Consider the following 23,996-nt stretch of genomic DNA (forward strand, 5'->3'; position numbering starts at 1 on the left):
AATACCATTAATCATATAAGCCGTCAGAGAGTCAAACGGTTATATGTAAAAACTTTTGTAAGGCAATGTGTTGGGTAAATAAAGGGGGAACACTCCCCCTTCAATAGCTACGGTGTCATCGTAAAGACTTTCGGGTTTTTCCCCAGATATTGGTTGGCGATACGGTTAATATCGTCAACTTGTAATTGGCGAATAATCGCTTGCTGTTGATTTAAGCGCTGATATTGCCGGTCATCAGAGGCAATTTGCGCTAATGCTTCAGTCCAATAACCTGAGCTATCGGTTATTTGGGCGTGTTCTGTGAGCCAAATATTTTTTGCTTCAGTCAGCTCTTGGCCGGTGACACCTGATTGGCGTAACTGATGAATGGTTTTTTGGGCGATTTGATTCATTTCCTCAGTACGTTCTGGGGAGGTGGTAAAATTAAGCCGCGCAAAATAGTAGGGTTGCGGTTTTTTGGCAAGCAGTTGTGAGAAACCGAGAGCATAGATACCACTGGCTTTTTCGCGCAGTTCGCCGCGTAGGCGTTGACTCACAATGGTATCTAACAATTGCATGGCGAGTTGATCTTGCTGTGTCCATTGTGCAGGAGCCGCAAACTGGATGCTGACCATACTCTTATCGCTGCTACTAATTGGATAGCGTTTATTAAAGCTCTCCATTTTGGGCATGATCCCTTGGTCTCGCCAAGCCAGTTTTTGATTGCTGGTGGGAATTGATGCGACCCATTGTTCCAACGATGATTTTAATTCTCGCTTATTGATGGCACCACTGATGATGAGTGTCATATCGGCAGTAGAATCCAACAGTTGGCGATTAGCCTGTTGCAGCTGGCCCGCGGTAAAATTTTTCCAGCCACCTTGTGGATCAATAACTAATAACGCGCCATTTTGATAACTTTCTTTATTAATGTTATCAAGGAAAGTACGTTCAACAGGGGTTTTAGTGAGATTCAAAGCAAAAGACTGTTTTTGTTGTTCTAATTTTTCACCGCTAAACTGTGGTGAAGTCAGTTTTAGATGTAGTAATTGCAGCGCGGTGTCTAGGTTATCAATAGGTGTTTTGCCTCGAAAACCGTGGGTCAGTAATTCGCTATAAGGGCGAATTGAGATTTGGTTTTGTTTGGCGAGTAAGGCTAAATCGCGCGCACTGTATTCAGCATAACCACTGCTTTCAGGGAGTTTTAACGCCCAATCAGTCAACCCTGCCGTTTGAGGCGTTTCGAGAGAACGGCCACCGGGTAGCTGTAAGTTGAACTGAATATCTTCTTTAAGGTGATTATCTGCTTTAACAATGACCTTAATGCCATTGCTCAGTTGCCAGTGCTCAGTTTTAGCGACGGGGAGGTCACTTTGCTCGATGATAGAGCCTTTGGGAATTGGCGGTAGTTGCAGTGTGATGGCCTGAGAGCGTAGGGTGAATGGCCCCGGTGAACTTAGGCGAGTATTTTGCCACTGCTCACTAAAGTCCGCATGATTGACTTTCGTTGCGTCAGTATCAGGACCAATGAGCGCTAAGCGTGGTGAGGCTTCATTTAAAAAGTTCGCCACGTGCAGCTGTAAATCTTGCGGTTTAACTTTCCCGATAAGCTGGTAGCTTTTATCCAATTGTTGGCGTTTATTCCACATTGGCATGTCATATTCAAGTGCGGTGGTTAATTGACCCGCTAAATAGTCGTTGCCATAGCGCTGTTCTGAAGCGGCCTGCTGGCTAAGTTTTTTCAAGATATTTTGTCGAGCGCTATCAAGCTCCTCTTGGGTCACAGGCTCAGTTGCTAATCGCTGTAGCTCGGTAAATAAAACCTGAGTGGCCCCCAGATAATCCTCCCCTTTAGGGTGGATAATCATTAATTGTTGTAAGCGCTGGTTATCTAGCATTGAGCCTTGTTCATTGATACTAATCGCGGGTAATACGCCATTATCCACTAAAACAGAGAAACGCTGATTTAAAATGGCGAGCCATAGGCTGTCCAGTAAATCTTCGTATTGCCCTTCTCGTGTATTGAGAGGTGCGATAATGTCTTTCTGCAAAGCAAACTGGACATAACGGGCACCTTGCTCTTTATCAAACACCGGTTGGACGAGCAGAAAATTAGCGTGAACAAATTGTTTCCACTCTGGATTATCTTGAGACAGGCTCTTTGGTTTTGGCATGGCGAAAAGCTGATTGATTTCGTCACGTACGGTGGATTGATTGAAATCGCCAATCACCAACAGGGTCATACGTTGTGGTTGATACCAAGTTGTATAATACTCTTTTGCCAGCGCGATTGGGGCTTGGCGTACGATATCCAGTGAACCGATCGGATTGCGTTCGGCGTAGCGGCTGCCGTGGTAGCGTAAATGTTCGAGACTATTATTGATGCGATAGCCCATCCCTTGACGCAAACGCCACTCTTCAATAATCACGGGGCGTTCCTTTTCAAACGCGTCTTCATCAAATGAGATATTGGAGGCCCAATCCGCCATTACCTGTAGGGCGATTGAAACTTGCGCTGGTGTGGCCTCGGGTAAAGACAACTTATACAGTGTTGAGTTGAGGCTCGTGATCGCATTGACATGACTGCCCAGTTTCAGACCCTGTTGCTCTAATTGTTTAAAACCAGTAGTGCCCGGAAAATGTTTGGTGCCTTTAAAGGCCATGTGCTCAGTAAAATGCGCAAGTCCGAGTTGTTCTTCATTCTCTTGCAAAGAACCACTTTTTACTAGCAAACGCAGTTCAACACCCGGCTGAGAGCGTTGTAATAAATAAACGTTGAGACCATTATCAAGCTGATAATGGTGTAAATCCGTTCGAACAGGTAATAAATCGTGTCCGCTGAGATTGGAAGCTGCGGGCATCCCACAACCAATGAGGCTTAGGCCAACAAACGTGATGAGTACGATGTTACGAAGCATATTCAGGGGTTCCTGTGGTTATGTTGGCGCGAGTTGGCGCTTCTTGCAGAGGAATAATCTGTTCAGCAACTTGTGACAGAAAACGTTGATGAGTGACGAGTACAATCGCGCTGTCTGGCAGTTCATGCTTAATGAGTTGAATCAGCTCAAGAGCACTGTTTTCATCAAGGGCTGAAGTTGTTTCATCCAACAGCAGTAATTTGGGGCGATTAAGTAACAAGCGTGCAAACATAAGGCGTTGCTGTTCACCACCCGATAATCGGTTGTGCCAATCGGTTTCTAAATTTAACTGATAATGCAACTTGCCTAACCCGACCTTACTGAGTACTTGCTTAAAGTCGGTTTCAGTGAATTGAGCAATATCTTGAGGGTATGCCAGTAAGCAGTTCAATCGGCTAGTAGGAAGATAAAGGCGTTGGGGGATCCACATTAGGCTGTTTGTGCGTTTAATTGTGCCAGTAAAGAAGGGCCAATGACCACTCAACGTGCGTAGCAACGTTGATTTACCAATACCGGAGCGACCTGAAATTAAGGTCAGTTCACCTTGTTTAGCGGTTAAATTAACCTGCTCAATTAAGGTGCGATTATCTGAGGTGGTCACTTTAACCGCAGCATTAAGCGCCGGTTGCTCTTCGGTAAGTTGAACATCTGCTGCTTTGTCATTTTCTAATAGGATCACAAAATTGTATAAACGTGATACCGTCGCTTGCCATGCCGCTATCTCTTTATAGGCAAAAATAAACCAGCCTAATGAGGTCGCCACACTGCTGAAGGCTTGGCGTAATTGCATCAAGCCACCTAACATAATTTCGCCAGCAAGAAATTTAGGTAATGCGAGTAAGACTGGAGCCAGTGCTGTCACCTGTTGATAACCAACGGTATAAAACGAAAGATTGCGTTCACAGCGGATCAATCGGTTCCAGTTACGCATAATTTCACCAAAGCGATGCATTAACTCTTTTTTATCTTGTTGTTCACCACGTTGTCCCGCGATAGCATCGCCGTGATGGCGGCAATGAATTAACGCGCTACGGTAATCCGCTTCACGGCGTTGTTTATCCATGTTTAAACGACGCAAAGGGAAGCCAATCCATTGTGTTAAGGCGATACCAATAAGCGTGTAAATAATACAAGCCCAAAACATATAACCGGGAATAGACCAATCCGTGCCCACTAAGTTGAATGAGAGGCTGCCTGACAGTGTCCAAAGAATGGTGGCAAAGGAGACCAGTGTTAACATTGAATGCAGGAAGGTGACCAGCAAATTCAGTGTCGACTCAATCAGTAAACGAATATCTTCTGCAATACGTTGATCGGGGTTATCTGGCTCTTGTGAGGTTAACCGTAGCATATAGTGTTTACTGTTTGGAGACAGCCAGCGATTGAGAACGACCTCTGTCATGCCTTTACGCCAACGGATAATCAGCATTTGCTTGAGATAGTTCCCCATAACGACGACGAAAATCAATCCGCTGACTAACACCACAAAATATTGCAAGAGGCCATAGAGCGCCTGGCCATCAAATTTTTGTAACGCATTATAGAAATCACCGTTCCACATGTTCATTTTGACATTGAACCAGACCGATGACAGGGTTAGCCCCAGTGAGGCGGCAAGCAGTAGCCAGCAGAAAAGGGCAGTACGCTGCCCCCAAAAAGGTTTAACTAAATAGAAAAATTGTTTCAGTGTCTTCATGACGTTCTTCGTATTGTTGTTGTAATTGGCTCACATAGCTAACAAGATTTAAAGGTCGTAATTGATTTGTAGCCAGAACTGGCGACCCGGATCGTAAGATTTCAACACCCTATCTTCGAACACAAAACGGTCCGCGATATTTTTGTTGTTCAAGATATTGTTCACTTCCACAGAGAAGCCAAATCCATAGGCAAAATCAGGTTTCCAGCCAAGACGGGTATCCCATGTATATTTGCTAGCAAAATGCTGTTTGCTGTATTTGCGAACTTGCCCATATTCAGGATCAAATGCATAGGCATTGTCATAGCGAACGGCTTGGTCGCGAGCTCCCCACCATTGCAGGCGGTTATACCAAGTGAGATCATAATCATCCCAAACACTGGTCAGATCTAGGTTAAACTTAAATGGAGAGTTAAAGCTGGTTGACGGTAATTTTGAAGCATCGATGACTTTACCGTCATACCATACTTTGTTGAGATTAACTTTATTGGCTGGGTCAAACGAGTTATAGCCCGCATCTTTTGGCGTATTACTTTCACTTTGCTGCCATGTCAGTGAGGCGGTCATCACATGAGAAGCTTCTGCCCACTCCCAAGGTTGGCTGTTATTAACGGAAAGTGTCACGGTGTCGTGTGAACTACGACCGCCATTATCAAAGGTACGAATGCTACGTTTATCAACGTCGCGAGTATCGTATTTGGTGCGTGTTCTGACCTCATCATAACCTTCACGGTGTACATACTGTAAACGCCATGTGGTTGATAGGATCTCCTGTTGCAGCGCAAGGGTTAGCTCATCGTTATAAGGGGTTTTAAGTGAATCCAGTCCTTCATAATCTTTTTTGTTATCCCAATCGTTTTTATTCGGATCAAGCGAGCAGGGGGCAAACTCACCATAGCTATTACATAATTGCATACCATCATTTTGTGCACCATATAAGGCATAGGTTAGCATTGAGCGGCCGTAATAACGGTTTGCACCTGCAATAATCTGTGTTTTGCCATCGCCAAAGACATCATAGTTACCGGATAAGCGGGGCGCTATATTGGTACGATTAACGAAGTCGTCGCGATCTAAACGGATCCCTGGACGAATGGTTAACTTGCCATATTGAATATTGTCATCAAGGAATAAGGCGTAATTAGTGTAGTCGGCAGCGTGGTTTCCTGCTTGGAAACGAGTAACATTGCTGAGGTAACCGTTATACATGCCATTGTTATCTATGCTACCCGTGTAGGTATAGCGGAAGTAGTCTTTATCTCGTCGATAAGTGCCTTTGGTGTAATTGAGCTCTGCGCCTAAAGTGGGTTTATGAGTGAGGCCTAACCCATCTTCCATAGCATTAAAGCGCATCACACTTTTTAACCCATGATTTTTCTGTTTTGAGGTGAGATCGCCTAAACCACCGCTGCTACTTTCCGCGGTTTCATAGGTGGTATAATCAATAGCACGGACGGTGAGAGAATACTTCTGGTCATCTGTACGATCATCTTTGAGTGTTTGGGTGTTAGCGGTTAACTCGAATTGGCCAATATCAAATTGATGTTTAAAAACCGCAGTAAAACCAAGACCATCATGGGTTGAATCATAACCTGAATTCATCACTGAGGCTGAAAATAGGCGGCTATCGTAAGAAGCATAGTTAGCTGAGAGATCCAACGTACTTTTATCGGAGAGATCGAGTGAATATTTCAGGAAGTAGTTATCCGATGTGCGGTGCTGCTTCTTCTCACCTGAAGCGAAATCAACCATTTTCACTTGATGATTTTCATCAAAGATAACGGAATCCCCCCCCGTTACCGTCATTGGTATCGTGGAACTGCGGCGTGATGCTGAAAATACAATCCCTGAATGTTCACTGACACCTAATTCAAACCAACCCCCAAAATCATCTTTATTGTAGCGATTCTGGAAACGAGCAGGGTTAGCGGTATCATTTTTGGTCGTATCGATTCCGAGTGCGGGGTCATGGAATAAGTTGTTCCAGCCTGAACGTGTTAACCGGTAATAAGCGTGAGCGCTGTTTTCACCTTGCCAGCGGCGGCTATTCACCTCAACGGTTCCTCCTGTAAAGCCCCCAAATTCAACAGGAATGTTATTATCATACACCGCCATGCTATCGATAAGACGGCTATCGATATAGATCCCTTGATCGCTACTGCTTAAGCGAGTGGCTGTTTCACCAAGGCCACTATCTGCGGGATCAAAATCATTGTTGAAGCTCACACCATCGAGGCGATAAGCGTTTTGATAACTGCTCGAACCATGAATTGAAATACGTGAAGGCTTGATTTCCCCTTGGTTCATTGAGTTGCTGTCATTATTGGCAAATTGCACTGCTGGATTGGTTTTCATCAGATCCGTAATATTGCCATCACCCGTGTTACGCTGGCTGATCTCTTCCGAGGTCACATATTGTGGGGCAGACATCACATCGGTTGCTGGGTGATTTTGCACGACACCAGAAACTTGTGTTTCGGGAAGCACTAAGGTGCCTTGATTCAGGTTTTGTGGGCGAATAACAAACACCCCGTTATCACTAACCAACTCTAATCCACTACCGATAAGTATTTTTTGTAATGCGGTTTGTGCGGTGTATTGGCCTGATAATGATGGCGCACGTAGCCCATTGAGTTGGCTTTTGTCATAGAGGAGTTGAAGGTTTCCTTGCTGACTAATTTGTGCGACGGAAGTTGCGAGAGGTTGTTCCGGAAGTGAAAAAACAACTTCTTGAGCAATAGCGGAATGACAGCTTATCGCACTACTGATAGCGACAAGTAGCGCAACAGGCTGAAACCGTTTGTGGGTGAATCGAGTAGACATGCATATCCCTTATTCTTAAGCGGCACCAAAAAAGTGCTAAAAAATGGCAAATAGTACGTATTTGCTTAAGAAGAGGGTGAAATGAGAATTATCCTCACCTGTAAATCGAAATAATTTTCATTTATTTTTTTTATTCTGAATAATCAGTATGTTATTTTTATCTTGATAGATAACCTGCACGGGTAAAAGTATAGGCAGAGCTTGGAAAAATTGTTCAGGTTGACGTAGATTGATCCTTCCTGAAATTTTGCTCTGTGCGAGCGTTGAAGGCGAAAGTTCAACATTCACCGTTGAATAAGCTTTCAGCTCAGTGAGCACGTCAGCTAAGGGTTTATCGGTAAAACTCAGTTCACCGAAGCGCCATCTTGCAACGTCTAAAGGGGGTATTTTCTGGACAGTGATTGTGCTGTTTATCGTTGGACTTATTGCGCTATCTCCCGCAAATAAGTAAGTGGCTTCTTGGGCTTCTCCTGTTTTCAGACTCACGATGCCTTTACTGACGCTCACGGTGACTTGTTGGTGATGCCTATCCACTTCAAATTCCGTCCCGACGACTCGAATGCGCCTTTCATCGGCTAAAATCACAAAAGGGCGATAGGGATTAGATTTAACCTTGAAGTAAGCACGTCCTTTTTCTAAATAAACTTGGCGAATTTCGGTTTCATAGGCCACACGCACCTGGGTTTGACGGTTTAAAAAGAGTGTTGAGCCGTCTGATAATGTCACTTCTTTTGGCTCATTAGTGGCTGCAAGTGTCATATTATTGAGCATCATTGAAGGTAAGTGGCTATAAGGCAAGAATAAAATAGTCACAATAAACAATGCGGCGAGTGTATTGCCCAATGGACGCCAAAGGCGAAAGAAAGGGCGTTTTTTAGGTGATACCTCCACAGATGCAGGACGAGGCATCGAATCAAACTCACGCCAAACCTCTGCCATTGCCTCATAGGCTTTTGCATGCTCAGGGGATGCATTTAACCAAATAGTAAATTGTTTTACCTGCTCGGCACTCATTTGTTGACTATGCTGGCGAGTAAACCACAGTGCTGCTTGCTCATCAACAGAATCCAATGCATCCGGTTCGGAGGGGGATGTGTGTGTCATTAATTATTATTGCTCTGATTATCAAGGTGCTTTTTACAGTGTAGCAAAGCCGCGGCGATATGCTTTTCAACCATACTGATGGAGATCTCCATACGCTCAGCTATTTCGCTTTGCGATAAACCATCAAATCGATAAAGCAAAAAGGCTTCACGTCTTCGCGGAGGAAGCGAGTCGATTGCTTCACTAAGCCGTTGTATACGCTGTTGATGCTCCAATATTTCACTAGGATCATCTTGGGTCGCCTCAAGATTATGCTCCAGTAAGGCTTCATCGATATCAGTTTCTGATTTTGCTAGCCGTTGATGACGTCGCCAATGATCGATCAACACATGATTGGCGATTTTAAACAAGTAAGCACGGCTTTCTTTTATCGGAGATTGCTCTTTTCGATTAAGCCATAGTGTAAACACATCCTGTGATAAATCATCAGCATCATTGCTGTTACCGAGTCGATTGCGGAAAAAGCGGACAAGCTGGCTATAAGTTGACTGATATGCCCCGCTAATTTTTCGGGCAAGAGATTTATCGATAGTCATTTTTCGCTGGTGTCAAAAAGTTAACATTACGCATTTATACGTAATAAAGGATTTGCTCAAATTACTTTATTGTATTAATTCAAATAGATATTTTAATTATGAGTTATTATTAATAATAATGAATATCATTTTTGTTTGTATTATGCCTATAATCTGCAAAAAATAAAGTCGTGAGGCAGAATATGAGCAGTATCGCGGGCAATCTAGAGCGCCCGATTTTCCGTCCACTGGGCGGTTTGTTTTTAAGTCTTTTTTTCCACGGAACACTTGCAGTGATTTTTATAGGTTGGTTAACGACAACCCTTCCTAAAACGGGGGTGTTACCACCAGCAATATCATTGCAATTAGGGGTTTATCAGCTTGAGCAGCACTCAGAGCCTGAAGTGAACCATGCACCTAAACAGCAAATGGTGACGCGTGAGGAAGTTTTACCGGAACTTGTTGAAAAAACGGAAAAACTACCTGAAACCCCTTTAGTCGATAATGGCACCTTGACCAAGGTGAGTGAACAAAAACGCCCACCCAAAAAGCAGCAGCCACAAGTTAAAAAAGTGGTTGAAGAAGCACCGTTAAATACTCAAGAATCCGCAGTGACGTCAATGCCCACAGCCGGCAGTGCATCCAATAGTCGTGCTAATTTTTCGAGTAATGCTTCTGCCGCGGTGAGTGGACACCAAGGTTGGCACAGTGAAGTTCATCAGCGTTTAGCGAAAGCAAAACGTTATCCAAGGGCGGCCTTGCGCTTTCGCTCAATGGGGGTGTCTCAGGTTAAAGTGACGGTTGACCGTCAAGGTGAAGTGATTAGTGCCAGCTTGATTAATTCATCGGGAACCAAAATTCTCGACAAAGAAGCGTTGGCAACAATTAATCGTGCAGCGCCTTTTCCTGTACCACCAGAAACTTTACTGATTGATGGTAAAGTTGAATTCATCGCCCCTATCGTATTTGATACTAAATCCATTTAATCATTTCGCTGAGGAAAACGCCCTCAGCGATTTGTATGATCGAATTAATGTTCGGGGGATTTAGGTTTATTGGGTTTGCTTTTAGCCCGTCGCTTCTTAGGTCGATAAGGCCTATGTTCAGGTTTCTTTTTCTCTGAGTGAGCTCTTTTCGATGCAGTTGGCTGCATGTTATCGTCCTCTTCAGTACCACTGTCTTCATCAACCACTAACTGTGGTGGGGTATTCTTTCCTTTCTTTTTCTTGGAACGGAAGAGTGTGTTGGCGAGCACAAACCCAATGCATAGCGCGAATAAAATAAAAAAACGTAACACGTTAGTGCTGTTATCTGCCTGCTGGATTTCTGTGGTTAAAAGTTCGGTATCGATAGTAAGACGTAGGTAGCCTTTCGGTTCTTCTTGACCAAGAATAGGTACCACTAATTGATATTGAAAAGGTTGAGTAGATTGAGCGCTATCGATAGCGAGGCGTTCTCGTACAGAAACGGATTCTCCTGCACTGGCGATTAATGTGCCTCCAGCCGAATAAATACTGGCATCCAAAATATATTTGTCTTTCGTCACATTCTTTAAATTGGCGATAATTCGTTCTCGATTAAAATCTTTGCTGCCGGAAACGATATAATCGGATAAGCTGAATGCCACTTGTTCAGCCAAAACACGCGTTAATTGTTTAAACTGTTCAACTCTGCTTTGATTTTGGCTAGTACCTAAATAGGATATGCCTTGCATTAATAGGGCTATTAATGCCACGCAGATAACGATGATCACTGTTTTGTGAAGCTTAAATGTTAGTTTCATAGAAATCACTAAGGGCTCTTTATCTATTCTCTGGCATCATGTTGCCAGAGCTTACACAGATAGGGTAGTTTTGGAACGTATTTTTATTATAAAAAGTTGAGTCGATTACAGGAGCTAATTTTCATGTCAACGAGTTTGACCTATTGCTATTTACCCGATGAAATTCAGAAGTGGCCTGGATTGCCACTGTCGCTGAGCGGGGAGGAAGTGATGCCTTTAGATTACCGTGCAGGCGATAGTGGTTGGTTATTGTATGGGCGTGGCTTGGATAAAGCGCGGATCAGTGATTTTCAACAGCGCTTAGGAATAGCAATTGTCATTGTTTCATCATGGCGAATTGATGACTATCAAGTCGTCAGAATTGCAGGAAGCATCACTCCTCGTATCAAAAAATTAGCCGATGAAAGCTTATTGGATGTCGTGCCTCTTGGACAAATTCCACGTTTACGTTCACCGGGGTTGTTATTGATGGATATGGATTCCACCGCAATCCAAATCGAGTGTATTGACGAAATTGCTCGTTTATATGGTGTCGGTGATCAAGTTTCTGAGGTCACTGAACGTGCAATGCAAGGCGAACTCGATTTCACTGAAAGTTTAAGGGCGCGGGTTGCGTTACTTAAAGGGGCTGACGTGATGATTTTGCAACAAGTCATGGACTCCCTGCCATTAATGCCCGGCCTAACAAGCCTTGTGCGTAAATTACAGGCAATGGATTGGCATGTTGCAATTGCATCCGGAGGGTTTACTTTCTTTGCGGATAACCTACGCCAGCAACTCAAACTGGTCGCTGCCGTGGCTAACCAACTGGAAATTAAAGATGGTAAGTTAACCGGTAAAGTGAAAGGGCCTATTGTTGATGCGAAATTTAAGGCTCAAACATTAGTTAAATTGGCTGAGCGCTTAGACATTCCGATAGAACAAACTGTGGCTATCGGTGATGGTGCGAATGACCTAAAAATGTTACGTAAAGCAGGTCTAGGGATTGCTTATCATGCAAAACCTAAAGTCTATGCGCGTGCCAAAGTGGCTATCCGTCACGCCGATTTGATGGGGGTGATGTGTGTGTTAAGTGGTGGGCTAAAGCACGAGGAACGCTAATATTCGCCCTATTTAGCGTCGTGGTACGGTTATCCACACCCGCCTAGTCGCATACTTAAATAGGTGGCTAGGGGGGAAGAACGTTTGATACCTATCCACAACATACACTATTTAGAAAAGATGAGTTGTGGGGGAACACATACTGATAACTTAAAATGCAATGTGTGATGGCGGTATAGCATCGACGATTAAGACGGTTATCTGTGAAGGTAAAAATAAGTTGATGATTTAGCGTACTATCGGCTTAAAAGGACACGTTTTTAGGTTGTTATAAGTCGTAAACAGGCTAAATATGTAGGGTACAGACTTTTGAATTAAAAGCAGTTGGTTAAAAGGGATAATAGGAGCAATATTGTGGCAAAAGGTGCAAAAAGGGCGTTTGTCTGTAATGAATGTGGTGCGGATTATCCACGCTGGCAAGGGCAATGCAGTGCTTGCCACGCATGGAATACCATCACAGAAGTGCGCCTCGCCTCAAGTCATTCATCTCCACGTAATGACCGCTTAACAGGGTACGCTGGCAATGCCGCGGGTGTCAGCCGCGTGCAAAAGCTATCCGAAATTAGCCTTGAAGAGTTACCTCGTTTTACCACGGGTTTTAAAGAGTTTGACCGTGTGCTTGGTGGTGGTGTTGTGCCTGGTAGCGCGATTTTAATTGGCGGAAACCCAGGGGCTGGTAAAAGTACCTTGTTGCTACAGACAATGTGCTTACTATCACGAGAGATGAAAACGCTTTATGTGACGGGAGAAGAGTCTCTGCAACAGGTTGCCATGCGTGCCCACCGTCTAGGGCTACCCACTGACTCCCTGAACATGCTGTCTGAAACCAGTATCGAACAAATCTGTTTAACTGCCGAACAAGAACAACCCAAATTGATGGTGATTGACTCAATTCAAGTGATGCATATGGCAGATATCCAATCTTCTCCGGGCAGTGTTGCACAGGTTCGAGAAACCGCAGCTTACCTTACCCGTTTTGCCAAAACCCGAGGTGTCGCTATTATTATGGTAGGCCATGTGACAAAAGATGGCTCTTTAGCGGGACCGAAAGTGTTAGAACACTGTATCGACTGTTCGATTATGCTGGATGGTGATGCCGATAATCGTTTCCGTACCTTACGTAGCCATAAAAACCGGTTTGGTGCGGTGAATGAACTCGGTGTGTTTGCCATGACGGAACAAGGCTTAAAAGAAGTGAATAACCCTTCTGCCATTTTCTTGAGTCGTGGTGATGAAATTACATCGGGTAGTTCAGTTATGGTTGTGTGGGAAGGCACTCGCCCATTGCTGGTGGAAATTCAGGCGTTGGTTGATCACTCTATGATGTCAAACCCTCGTCGAGTGGCGGTTGGGCTTGAACAAAATCGTTTAGCCATTTTATTAGCGGTTCTGCATCGGCATGGTGGTTTACAAATGTCCGACCAAGACGTGTTCGTTAATGTGGTTGGTGGCGTTAAGGTAACAGAAACCAGTGCAGACTTGGCATTACTCCTTTCTTTAGTCTCCAGTTTTCGTGACCGGCCTTTACCAAGAGATTTAGTGGTATTTGGTGAGGTTGGGCTTGCTGGTGAGATCCGTCCAGTACCCAGTGGGCAGGAGCGAATTTCTGAGGCGGCAAAACACGGTTTTAAACGCGCGATTGTGCCTCATGCCAATATGCCTAAAAAGCTACCTCCAGATATGAAAGTGTATGGTGTGAAAAAGTTGTCCGATGCTTTAAGCGTGATGGATGAATTTGAATAAGAGATTAAGCATCATTGACATTTTTACGTTGTTAAATAGAACGTTATCTCGCAGTAATACTGTCGTAATACCTAGTTGTAGGCCGTATTATTGAAAGCATATAAGGAAATTAAATGGCTGAATTTGACTATCTTAAGAATGCAATTAAGCAAGCGGGTTATACTCTACAGCAAGTTGCCGATGCCTCTGATATGACCAAAGGTTATCTCAGCCAGCTTATCAACAATAAAATTAAAAGCCCAAGTGCGCAAAAAATTGCGGCACTCCATCGTTTTCTGGGGTTGGAATATCCCAATAAACAAAAAATCATTGGGGTCGTCTTTGGTAAGTTTTATCCTTTGCATACAGGTCATATCTACCTGATACAACGTGCGTGCAGTCAAGTCGATGAACTGCATGTTATTCTTTGTCATGATGAACCGCGCGATAAAGATTTGTTTGTGAATAGTTCTATGTCACAACAACCTACGGTGAGCGACCGCCTACGTTGGTTATTACAAACATTCAAATACCAAAAAAATATTCATATCCATTCATTTGATGAGCAGGGGATAGAACCTTATCCACATGGTTGGGAAGTGTGGAGTGAGGGCATGCTCGGGTTTTTGAAAAAACAGAATATCCACCCAAGTTTTATCTACTCAGGTGAAAAAAATGATGCGCCAAGGTACAAAAAATATTTAGGCATAGAAACGATTTTAATCGACCCTGAGCGTACCTTTATGAATATTAGCGGTAATCAGATCCGTCAGGCACCTTTTCGCTACTGGGATTATATTCCAACAGAAGTCAAACCCTTCTTTGTGCGTAAAGTCGCCATACTCGGTGGAGAATCGAGCGGCAAGTCCACATTAGTGAATAAATTGGCTAATATTTTTAATACGACTAGCGCATGGGAATTTGGACGAGACTATGTTTTTTCCCACCTCGGTGGTGATGAGATGGCATTGCAATATTCTGACTATGACAAAATTGCGTTAGGTCATGCTCAATATATTGATTTTGCTGTTAAATATGCCAATAAGGTCGCATTTATCGATACCGATTTTATTACGACACAGGCTTTTTGTAAGCGCTACGAAGGAAAAGAACATCCTTTTGTTCAGGCTCTAATTGATGAATACCGTTTTGATTTAGTCATCTTATTGGAAAACAACACTCCATGGGTGGCCGATGGGTTACGTAGCTTAGGCAGTGAAAAAGATCGGCAAGAATTCCAAGCATTGCTGATTGAAATGCTAAAGAAAAATCATGTTGAGTTTGTTCGAGTTGAATCACCCGACTACGACAGCCGTTTTCTAACCTGTATCTCGTTAGTTCAGCAATTATTGATGTTAGATGAGTGAGCCTATTCATCGTTAAGTTAGAGTAATGACACAAATACCCCATTATTGAGGTATTTGTGTTGGTCAATCATGCGTGACTATTTGCTCATACGCTTGTATTTCATACGATGAGGCTGTAGTGCTTCTGCACCTAAGGTGCGTTTTTTGTAATCTTCATATTCAGAGAAGTTACCTTCAAAGAAGGTGATGTTGCCTTCATCTTGATAATCAATAATATGTGTTGCAATACGGTCAAGGAACCAACGGTCATGCGAGATAACCATGGCACAGCCAGGGAACTCTAACAGGGCGTTTTCTAACGCACGCAATGTTTCAACATCGAGGTCGTTGGTTGGTTCATCGAGTAACAGGACGTTACCGCCAACTTGTAGCAGTTTCGCTAAGTGTAGACGACCACGTTCCCCGCCGGATAACTCCCCAACACGTTTTCCTTGGTCAACGCCTTTAAAGTTAAAACGGCCAACATATGCACGGCTTGGGATCTCAAAGTTGCCGATACGCATAATATCTTGCCCGTTAGAGATCTCTTCCCAAACCGTTTTACTATCGTCCATTGCATCACGGAACTGATCAACGGAAGCAATCTTCACCGTATCACCAAGCGTGATAGTCCCTGAGTCAGGTTGTTCTTGGCCTGAGATCATGCGGAATAGGGTTGATTTACCCGCACCGTTCGGACCGATAATACCGACGATTGCACCTTTAGGAATAGAGAAACTCAGATTATCGATGAGAACTCGGTCACCATAGGATTTGGATAAATTCTCAACATCGATAACTTTATCCCCCAAGCGTGGACCAGGTGGAATAAAGAGTTCGCTAGTTTCATTACGTTTTTGGTATTCAACACTGTTAAGCTCTTCAAAGCGAGCCAAACGTGCTTTTCCTTTAGCCTGACGGCCTTTTGGATTCTGGCGGATCCACTCGAGTTCTTTCTCGATCGATTTACGGCGAGCAGCTTCAGTAGAGGCTTCTTGTGCTAGACGTTGATCTTTTTGTTCCAACCAAGATGAATAATTGCCTTCCCATGGAATACCTTCTCCACGGTCAAGCTCAAGGATCCAACCTGCAACGTTATCAAGGAAGTAACGGTCGTGGGTGATCGCGACGACGGTGCCTTCATAGTCGTGCAAGAAACGTTCTAGCCAGCCGACGGATTCAGCATCCAAGTGGTTAGTTGGCTCATCAAGGAGCAACATATCGGGTTTTTCTAGCAGCAGTCGGCAGATAGCAACACGGCGACGTTCACCACCCGATAAGTTTTCAATTTTTGCATCCCAAGCGGGTAAACGTAAAGCATCGGCCGCACGTTCCAGTTGGTTATCTAAGTTATGCCCATCGTGTGCCGCGATAATGGCTTCTAATTCGCCTTGCTCTTTAGCTAATTTATCAAAATCAGCATCGGGATCCGCATAAGCGGCATACACTTCGTCTAAACGCGTCAAGGCATTTTTGACTTCTGAAACGGCTTCTTCAACCGCTTCGCGAACAGTATGCTCAGGATTGAGCTTAGGTTCCTGTGGAAGATAGCCAATTTTTATGCCTGGTTGAGGACGTGCTTCACCTTCGATATCGGTATCAATACCTGCCATGATACGCAGTAATGTAGATTTACCAGCACCATTGAGACCTAAAACACCAATCTTTGCTCCAGGAAAGAAGCTTAGAGAAATATTTTTCAAAATATGACGCTTCGGCGGAACAATTTTTCCAACCCGATGCATTGAGTAAACGTATTGAGCCAATTTATTTTACCTATTGTTTTATAAATGAAAGTTCAATATTCGATAGCGCTTTTCGCATACAAATAACGCTCTTATACCCTTATTATACCTTAGGTAGCGTTTGCTGCCGTAAGCTTTACGTCCTATCTGCAAATTTTTCTGAGTCTCACTCTAATTGTTCCTCACTTTAAGTCAATAGTTGTCTATTTCTAGGCTAAAAGAGTGCTTCAACAAGGGGGAATTTGGTGAGGCATTAGATAACGGCGCATTGTGAGTAAACAGTTTATGTCCAGAAGTGAACTGACGTGAAATTTAAGATAAGTAAAGCTAAAACAGCCATTACTTAATTCTTTTATCAATATAGAAGAGAGATCTTGAAAATATAATTTGAGGGTATCACGACTATTTATACAGAGCAGTGATAAGCGTTTGATGTATTTCAGCCAAGCGCAATAAAGCTATTTGGTAATAAGTTCTAAATATAGCTAGCCTGTATTAATTATCATTTTATAGCGGAATGATTACCGCTATAAAATAAATGTTTGATAGGTTACTTATCGAGTAGGCAGGGAAGATGAAGGCACACCTAAATTAATCACATCTGATTTTTTTTGTGTAAGTTCATTTTTAACATCATGGCTAGATATTTTTTTATCAGTTCTTTCTGAGGTACCTGTAAATACGCCACCTTTCTTGATTGTTAAGTTTTTAGTTTGGCAGATACCATCTAACTGGCCATTCTCTAAGATATCAAGATCTTCAGATACGCATAACCCTTTCATTTTGCCATTGATTGAGATCGTTTGAGCATAAATTTCGCCTTCGACAACCCCTTCTTTTTGGATGGTCACAACACCATTATTACTGCGTATACTGCCTTTTATATGACCAAATACTTGAATGTCATCATCCAAAATAAAATCGCCAGATATTTTACAACTACTTGAAATGGAGGTGCTTTTTCTTGGTGCGGGTGTTTGAGGTAATTTTTCTTCTTTTGGCTCAATAACCTCTTTCTTGTAGGCGATTTCATCAGTTTTCACTGGTTCGACTAAATTATCTTTATTTTTTTTTGTAAACATCCGTTTATTCCTTGTAGAGAGTATATAAAAAATAATGAAGAATATGATTAAAAAAGGCAAAGATACAATAGACCAATAGACATCCATTAATGTATATATTAATAGATAGGCCCATCCGCACCCTAAAATAGAAAAAAATAAGTTTTTGAAGTCCATATCCCTATCCCATTTTAAAAGGGTAATTGATTATTCTAAATGAGCCTCGCATTGTTAAAATTGAATCATTTTCTGTCTAACGACTTAGATTATTTAACAACAAAGTCTAATGTTTGTCCATTTTTTACCAAAAGTAATACTCTTTTTTAGAGTATCGTGTATCTTGTGTTTAGCGTTAAATTTTGTGTTAGGTTAATTTTTTTATTAATTATTTGTTTGTATGCGTTTTTTCAGTATTTTACAGTATGAGATGTTTATGCTAATAGAAATAATTTTTTACATAAAATCTGATTGAGTGTACATGACTTTATTCTAATTAATTCAGTTGATTAGATTATTTTTTGATGGGTATTTGGGCTTATCAAAAGATCATTTATATGGGTGATCGTGACTTCAGGAACACTCTGGTTGTTTTTAACTCTAAGATTTTGTTTGATAAGAGTAAGCTTAACAGGTTTATATCAGTTATAGTTATCATGGTCAAAAACTCAGCGTGTTGCAGGAATAGGGAAGTATTAAGCATGAAAAAATTGTTGATGGCAGCCCCGATTGCCATGATGTTGGTGTCCACAACAGTATGGGCAGACTCTCTACAAGCACAAAGAGAGCGTTACCAAGCCATCAAACAAGCTTGGGATGCTAAACAAATGGATGAGGTAGAGCGTCTATTGCCTACGCTACAAGAGTATCCATTATATCCTTATTTAGAATATCGAGAGCTGACCCAAGATCTCGATATTATTTCACCGAGCCAAGTGCAGGCTTTTATTGATTCACACCCAACGTTGCCAGTCGCAAAAACATTAAAAAATCGTTTTGTGAATGAGTTGGCTCGCCGCCAGGAGTGGAAGTCCTTGCTGGCATTTAGCCCCGAGGAACCAAAACCCGCCGAGGCAAAATGTAATTATTATTATGCGAATTGGGCTACGGGGAATAAAAGCCTAGCATGGCAAGGCGCTGAAAAATCTTGGTTAAATGGGCGTTCGATGCCCGCCGCCTGTGATAAGTTATTTAATGAGTGGGAAAAGGCAGGCTATTTAACGCCAGAAATGATCCTTGAGCGGATCCACCTAGCGATTGATGCTGGGAACACATCAATGGCCGCTTACCTCGCTAAACGGCTTCCCCTAAACTATAAAACAATTGGTGATGCATTAGTTAAATTACAAAATGACCCTGCTTCAGTGACTCAGTTTGCGAAAACGATGACGCCAACAGATTTTTCTCGTCAGGCAACAATCGCAGGTTTTAGCCGTTATGCTCGCCAATCACCGGATGAAGCACGCGCTGCATTAAGAGGGATCAGCAGTGCGCAAAAAATGAATATGGCGGAAACGCAAAAGCTGAAAGATAGCATCGCTTGGCAATATATGGGGGATGTTACGCCAGAACAAGCCAATTGGCGTGATGAAGTGATCAGTGAAACTGATTCAACGGCTTTAAAAGAGCGTCGAGTGCGTTTAGCGCTTGGTGCGGGTGATAAAGCTGGGGTCGCTAAATGGCTAAAACAGCTACCTACTGATGCGAAGAATAAAGAAGAGTGGCAGTATTGGCAGGCGATTACTCTCATCGATGAAGGTAAAAAAGCCGAGGGTGAAACGATACTGCGTAAGCTCATGGATGGGAGAGGTTTCTATCCGATGGTCGCTGCTCAAAAATTAAATACAGAATATCCTCTGTATATTAAAACGGCGGAAAAACCAGACAGCAATCTCGATAAGTTAGCTGAGATTCAACGGGTTAAAGAGTTAATGTATTGGGAGATGGATAATCTAGCGCGAACCGAGTGGGTTAGCTTAGTCGCTTCACGCCCCGCGAATCAGCAAGAGCAACTTGCGCGTTATGCTTTTAATCATAATTGGGCGGATTTAAGCGTACAAGCGACGATCACAGGCAAGTTATGGAATCATTTGGAAGAGCGTTTCCCATTAGCATGGGAAAAAGAGTTCGAACGCCACACCAAAGATAAAACGGTCTCTAAGAGTTATGCGATGGCCATTGCCCGTCAAGAAAGTGCTTGGAACCCACAAGCTCGCTCGCCAGTTGGCGCAACGGGCCTTATGCAGTTGATGCCCGCAACCGCTAAGCACACCGTACAAAAACAAGGTATTAGTGGCTATGTGAATACAAGCCAACTGACGAACCCAGTGAAAAATATTGAGATTGGTACGGCTTACTTAGAGGATGTTTATCAGCAATTCTCTAACAACCGTATTTTATCGAGTGCGGCTTATAACGCTGGCCCATCAAGGGTGACTCGCTGGTTGGGTAACAGCGGTGGGCGTCTTGATGCTGTTGCCTTTGTAGAGAGTATTCCTTTCTCTGAAACACGGGGCTACGTGAAGAATGTATTGTCATACGACGTTTTCTATCGTTACTTTATGGGGCAAAGTGGTCCTGTATTGACCGATAGTGAGTGGTTAATGAAGTATTAAGAGGTTTTACAGGTGATTTGCTGAATAATGTGTTATCATTTGTACTAGTTAAATAGTATGGTTGGATAACATGACTGCAAATCACCTGAATGACCCCGCACTCACGACTGATGAGAACGATGATTGGCAACGCTTCGTTAAGTTACTTCAGCTCGCGTTTGAGCAAGACTTGCAACATCCTATTTTACAGTTGTTGCTGACCCCTGATGAACGCACAGCGCTTGCCACCCGAGTACGCATTGTTCAGGAGCTGATGCGTGGTGAAATGAGTCAAAGAGAATTAAAAAATGAACTCGGTGTTGGTATTGCAACCATAACACGAGGTTCAAATAGTTTAAAATCTGCGCCGCAATCGGTGAAAGTGTGGCTAGAGGAACAATTACTTAAATAATCAAAGAGCTAACTAATAATATCAAATTAAATAATTTGGCCTGCATGAGTTATGTATGCGTGATGACACCCTGTGTTGCCACAATCATTTATTTAATTTGTGTTATTCATCATATCAAATAGGGGCAAAGACTGCCCCTATTGTTATTTTTTCGTTATAATTAATCTTCTATCTGGTTTAGCTCTTTATAAATTTCATGCTTAATGGGAACCAGCGCCAGTATCAGTGCTTGTTGGTAGACACTTGTACGTGTTAGCACCCCGTTAGTAAAGAATCCGATAGCACCACCTTGCTGCTTAATGTTATCGATGCCCGTTAAATCGGCCATTTCTTCACCAAGTTCACGTCCTTCTCGAATACCCGCAAGAATTTTTTCTGGGATCATAATACTTGCTGAACGTGATTCTCCACGGATTTGTTTATGTTCAATAACAATCCACGCAAAAGTCATGTCCTCATCAATTCCCGCTTCAATGCCAACCCAAAAATCGGCTTCAGGGCGGACTTGTCTTGATGCCATTACGCGTTGCCTTGCTCCAGTACGGGTTTCATTATTACCGATAGGTTGCTGTGGAACGCTGCTATCAACGTTAATATCTTCTATCTGATAACTGCCAGGCCCAAAAACAGCATCGAAAGCAAGATGAATCGCTTTAATTTTGGCAGGATTAGTCGTTGCAGCTATAACTTGGTACATTAATTATTTTCCTTTGAACACATAATTCGCAAAGTAATAACGGAACACATCTATGTTACAGGTTTATCTTGTTCGCCATGGCGAAACTGAATGGAACGTAGCTCGCCGTATACAGGGCCAATCTGACAGCCCTCTCACGGCCACTGGACGTCTGCAAGCAAGGCAAGTTGCCGAAAGAATTAAATCAGAAGGCATTACCCATATTATCACTAGTGATATGGGACGCACACGCGAAACTGCACAAATAATTGCGGATGTTTGCGGTGGGGAAATTATCATAGAACCGCGACTTCGTGAACTCAATATGGGTGTTCTTGAACAGAGAAAAATAGATAGTCTGACGGAACAAGAAGAGCAATGGCGTAAAAGCCTGATTGATGGCACTGAAGGCGGGCGCATTCCTGAAGGTGAATCGATGGAGGAACTCTATCAGCGCATGTTTGCTGCGTTGAATAGCTGCCTTGAGCTGCCAGAGGGCAGTAAACCTTTATTAGTCAGTCATGGTATCGCATTGAGTACATTATTAAGTCGTATTTTAGGTGTACCAGCCTATTCAGAACGCCGGTTGCGTTTACGTAACTGTTCCATCTCACGGGTCGATTATCAAAACAGCCCTTGGCTCGCGAATGGATGGATTGTTGAAAGCACGGGAGAAATCACTCATCTTACTCAGCCAGCTTTAGATGAGCAGCAAGCCTAGCAAAGAGCGTCAATATTTGGAGTTTCAACAAGGAGATACTCTGAACAATTCAAATCGTAGCTAGCGTGATATCAAAAAAGCTACAGTTTGAATAATGATGATGAGTACATTGAAACTCCAAATAATTAGCGTTTTATTGGCACATAATAATCAAAAGCCGCGACATGTGATTTGGGGTCATCATGGTGATGGTTTAGATCACGGAGTTCGGCATTTTTAATTTTGTAATGTTCGATATCATAGCCAGGTCGACGTGTGATATTGAGTTTAGGCAGATAAATGCCATAAATTTGATATAAAAACTCTTGCATCGCCGAACGTGTTGCTTCGCCACTAAAGCTAAATTTGACATATTCCCCCGCGGGGATAGTCAGATGAGTATATTCTGCATTATTAAAGCTGGCATCTTCGGGTTTAACCGCGGTTGTGTAGAACACCGTTTGCTCATCTTCTTTTTCAGTATTATGGATAGCATGGTGCAAGCCAAAAACTTCTGAAGCGATAGATGTAGTATGCTCTAAATAATAATGCCAAAATGTTTGACGCATTTCTGAACAAGCCGTTGACCACTCTTCTAAAGAATAAGAACAACTCTGCTCTAGTCCAACTAAAGGTTGTTCAGGCATAACGACAAATTCATGATCTAAATGCTTATGCTCATCTAAGATAATTGGTGGGCAAATGCCTGTCGCGCACCATTCATCACTGCGGCGATAGTAGGCTGGAGTGATATTAAACTGTTTCTTAAATGCTCGCGTAAAGGTTTGTTGTGAGTCAAAACGATACTGTAAAGCAATATCAAGAATTGGACGGCTGGTGAGGCGTAACGCAACGGCAGCGCGAGAGAGTCTACGGGCACGAATGTAGGCACCAATCGCTTGGTCGGTAACGTCTTTAAACATCCGTTGTAAGTGCCATTTAGAATAACCGGCTTTTGCAGCAACATTATCGAGTGATAGAGGCTTATCTAGGTTATCATCGATCCAGCGTAGAAGGTCACGAATAATATTTGTTTGATCCATGTATATCCCTAGTCAGTAAGACTTAAAAAACAGATATAGGTTATCAAGGAACGCCTATTCTATATCAAGTTAACCCTTTCGTTTATAGTAAAAGAGTTGTATTTGCCATTTAGTTGCAAAGAAAATGATTAACTTCTTTTATAGTTGTCATATTTCATACCGCAAGTCCGTTGATAATAATCTATCTGCAATTCAAATCAGTTAGAGTATATAATAAGCGAGACTAAGCCTTCTGGTTGATAAGGAAACCTGTATGCATTTTTGCAAGCTGAAACACCTATTATTGGCATCACTGCTGTCGACATTGCCTTTCGCGTCATTCGCGGAAGAAATTGGTTCAGTCGATACCGTTTTCAAAATATTTGGCCCTGATCATAAAATTGTTGTCGAAGCTTTTGATGATCCCGATGTTGATAATGTCACCTGCTATCTCAGTCGCTCGAAAACGGGAGGCATCAAAGGTGGGCTAGGTTTAGCTGAGGATACTTCTGATGCGGCAATTTCTTGTCAGCAAGTAGGCCCGATTGAGTTGAATGAGCGTATCAAACGTTCTCCGAAAAAAGCGCATGTCGTATTTCAAAAACGAACCTCATTAGTGTTCAAAAAACTCCAAGTGGTACGTTTTTATGATCCTAAGCGTAATGCGCTAATCTATTTAACGTATTCGGATAAAATGATCGACGGGTCACCTAAAAATGCACTCAGCGCAGTGCCAATTATGCCGTGGTAAATACCGTTTAAAATATTCTGGCTTAAAAAACAAAAAACCGGCGATTAAGCC

At 42.8% G+C, this 23,996-nt stretch carries 18 protein-coding genes; 8 read left to right on the plus strand and 10 right to left on the minus strand.

The features are described from left to right. Positions 1–107 precede the first annotated feature (107 nt). From M1F03_RS03135 to M1F03_RS03155, 5 genes are all read right to left on the minus strand, one after another. Positions 108–2,897: a M16 family metallopeptidase gene (locus M1F03_RS03135; RefSeq protein ID WP_163860672.1), complete on the minus strand. Its 2,790-nt coding sequence runs from the start codon at positions 2,895–2,897 to the stop codon at positions 108–110. Continuing rightward, the gene (locus tag M1F03_RS03140; RefSeq protein WP_251465065.1) at positions 2,887–4,593 is read right to left on the minus strand and encodes an ABC transporter ATP-binding protein/permease; all 1,707 of its coding nucleotides are present in this window, start codon (positions 4,591–4,593) and stop codon (positions 2,887–2,889) included. Before M1F03_RS03140 ends, M1F03_RS03135 begins: the two co-directional genes overlap by 11 nt. Before the next feature lie 48 nt (positions 4,594–4,641). Further along, entirely contained in the window at positions 4,642–7,416 is a 2,775-nt protein-coding gene (locus M1F03_RS03145; RefSeq protein ID WP_251465067.1) for a secretin and TonB N-terminal domain-containing protein, read from the minus strand. Between the two features lie 117 nt (positions 7,417–7,533). Continuing rightward, entirely contained in the window at positions 7,534–8,520 is a 987-nt protein-coding gene (locus M1F03_RS03150) for a FecR family protein (RefSeq protein WP_251465068.1), read from the minus strand. Continuing rightward, the gene (locus M1F03_RS03155; protein WP_154622152.1) at positions 8,520–9,056 is read right to left on the minus strand and encodes an RNA polymerase sigma factor; all 537 of its coding nucleotides are present in this window, start codon (positions 9,054–9,056) and stop codon (positions 8,520–8,522) included. Before M1F03_RS03155 ends, M1F03_RS03150 begins: the two co-directional genes overlap by 1 nt. Before the next feature lie 182 nt (positions 9,057–9,238). On the opposite strand from M1F03_RS03155, the gene M1F03_RS03160 reads away from it, so the two are divergent. After that, positions 9,239–10,021, plus strand: coding sequence for an energy transducer TonB (locus M1F03_RS03160; protein ID WP_249999832.1), 783 nt, complete (start codon positions 9,239–9,241; stop codon positions 10,019–10,021). Between the two features lie 44 nt (positions 10,022–10,065). Here the strand turns inward: M1F03_RS03160 and M1F03_RS03165 are convergent, their stop codons facing one another. Further along, positions 10,066–10,818: an AhpA/YtjB family protein gene (locus tag M1F03_RS03165; RefSeq protein WP_249999834.1), complete on the minus strand. Its 753-nt coding sequence runs from the start codon at positions 10,816–10,818 to the stop codon at positions 10,066–10,068. 123 nt (positions 10,819–10,941) lie between these two features. On the opposite strand from M1F03_RS03165, the gene serB reads away from it, so the two are divergent. From serB to nadR, 3 genes are all read left to right on the plus strand, one after another. Next, complete coding sequence (serB, locus tag M1F03_RS03170) at positions 10,942–11,919, plus strand: phosphoserine phosphatase (RefSeq protein WP_154623550.1); 978 nt, start codon at positions 10,942–10,944, stop codon at positions 11,917–11,919. 354 nt (positions 11,920–12,273) lie between these two features. Next, a complete protein-coding gene (gene radA, locus M1F03_RS03175; RefSeq protein ID WP_163860677.1) occupies positions 12,274–13,662 on the plus strand; it encodes a DNA repair protein RadA in 1,389 nt (462 codons plus the stop codon). Between the two features lie 113 nt (positions 13,663–13,775). Continuing rightward, positions 13,776–15,008: a multifunctional transcriptional regulator/nicotinamide-nucleotide adenylyltransferase/ribosylnicotinamide kinase NadR gene (nadR, locus tag M1F03_RS03180; RefSeq protein WP_154623552.1), complete on the plus strand. Its 1,233-nt coding sequence runs from the start codon at positions 13,776–13,778 to the stop codon at positions 15,006–15,008. 77 nt (positions 15,009–15,085) lie between these two features. Here nadR and ettA read toward each other — a convergent pair whose 3' ends face one another. Beyond that, positions 15,086–16,753, minus strand: a complete 1,668-nt coding sequence (gene ettA / locus M1F03_RS03185) for an energy-dependent translational throttle protein EttA (protein ID WP_154623553.1) — start codon at positions 16,751–16,753, stop codon at positions 15,086–15,088. A 533-nt stretch (positions 16,754–17,286) separates the two neighbouring features. Then, positions 17,287–17,814: a bactofilin family protein gene (locus M1F03_RS03190; RefSeq protein WP_231131827.1), complete on the minus strand. Its 528-nt coding sequence runs from the start codon at positions 17,812–17,814 to the stop codon at positions 17,287–17,289. Between the two features lie 677 nt (positions 17,815–18,491). On the opposite strand from M1F03_RS03190, the gene sltY reads away from it, so the two are divergent. After that, a complete protein-coding gene (gene sltY, locus M1F03_RS03195; RefSeq protein WP_251465070.1) occupies positions 18,492–20,405 on the plus strand; it encodes a murein transglycosylase in 1,914 nt (637 codons plus the stop codon). Positions 20,406–20,475: 70 nt separating this feature from the next. Further along, the gene (gene trpR, locus M1F03_RS03200; RefSeq protein ID WP_154622197.1) at positions 20,476–20,796 is read left to right on the plus strand and encodes a trp operon repressor; all 321 of its coding nucleotides are present in this window, start codon (positions 20,476–20,478) and stop codon (positions 20,794–20,796) included. 160 nt (positions 20,797–20,956) lie between these two features. On the opposite strand, the gene yjjX is transcribed toward trpR, so the two are convergent. After that, positions 20,957–21,493, minus strand: coding sequence for an inosine/xanthosine triphosphatase (gene yjjX / locus M1F03_RS03205; RefSeq protein WP_154622196.1), 537 nt, complete (start codon positions 21,491–21,493; stop codon positions 20,957–20,959). Positions 21,494–21,545: 52 nt separating this feature from the next. Between yjjX and gpmB the strand changes: the two genes are divergently transcribed. Continuing rightward, entirely contained in the window at positions 21,546–22,193 is a 648-nt protein-coding gene (gene gpmB, locus M1F03_RS03210; protein WP_154622195.1) for a 2,3-diphosphoglycerate-dependent phosphoglycerate mutase GpmB, read from the plus strand. Positions 22,194–22,318: 125 nt separating this feature from the next. Here gpmB and robA read toward each other — a convergent pair whose 3' ends face one another. Next, positions 22,319–23,215 carry an MDR efflux pump AcrAB transcriptional activator RobA gene (robA, locus tag M1F03_RS03215; protein WP_154622194.1) on the minus strand — a complete coding sequence of 299 codons (897 nt, stop codon included), beginning with the start codon at positions 23,213–23,215 and terminating at the stop codon, positions 22,319–22,321. A gap of 253 nt (positions 23,216–23,468) precedes the next feature. Between robA and creA the strand changes: the two genes are divergently transcribed. Continuing rightward, complete coding sequence (gene creA, locus M1F03_RS03220) at positions 23,469–23,945, plus strand: protein CreA (protein ID WP_154622193.1); 477 nt, start codon at positions 23,469–23,471, stop codon at positions 23,943–23,945. Positions 23,946–23,996 lie beyond the last annotated feature (51 nt).

The organism is Providencia sp. PROV080, from assembly GCF_033688105.1.
GTDB classification, from domain to species: domain Bacteria; phylum Pseudomonadota; class Gammaproteobacteria; order Enterobacterales; family Enterobacteriaceae; genus Providencia; species Providencia zhejiangensis.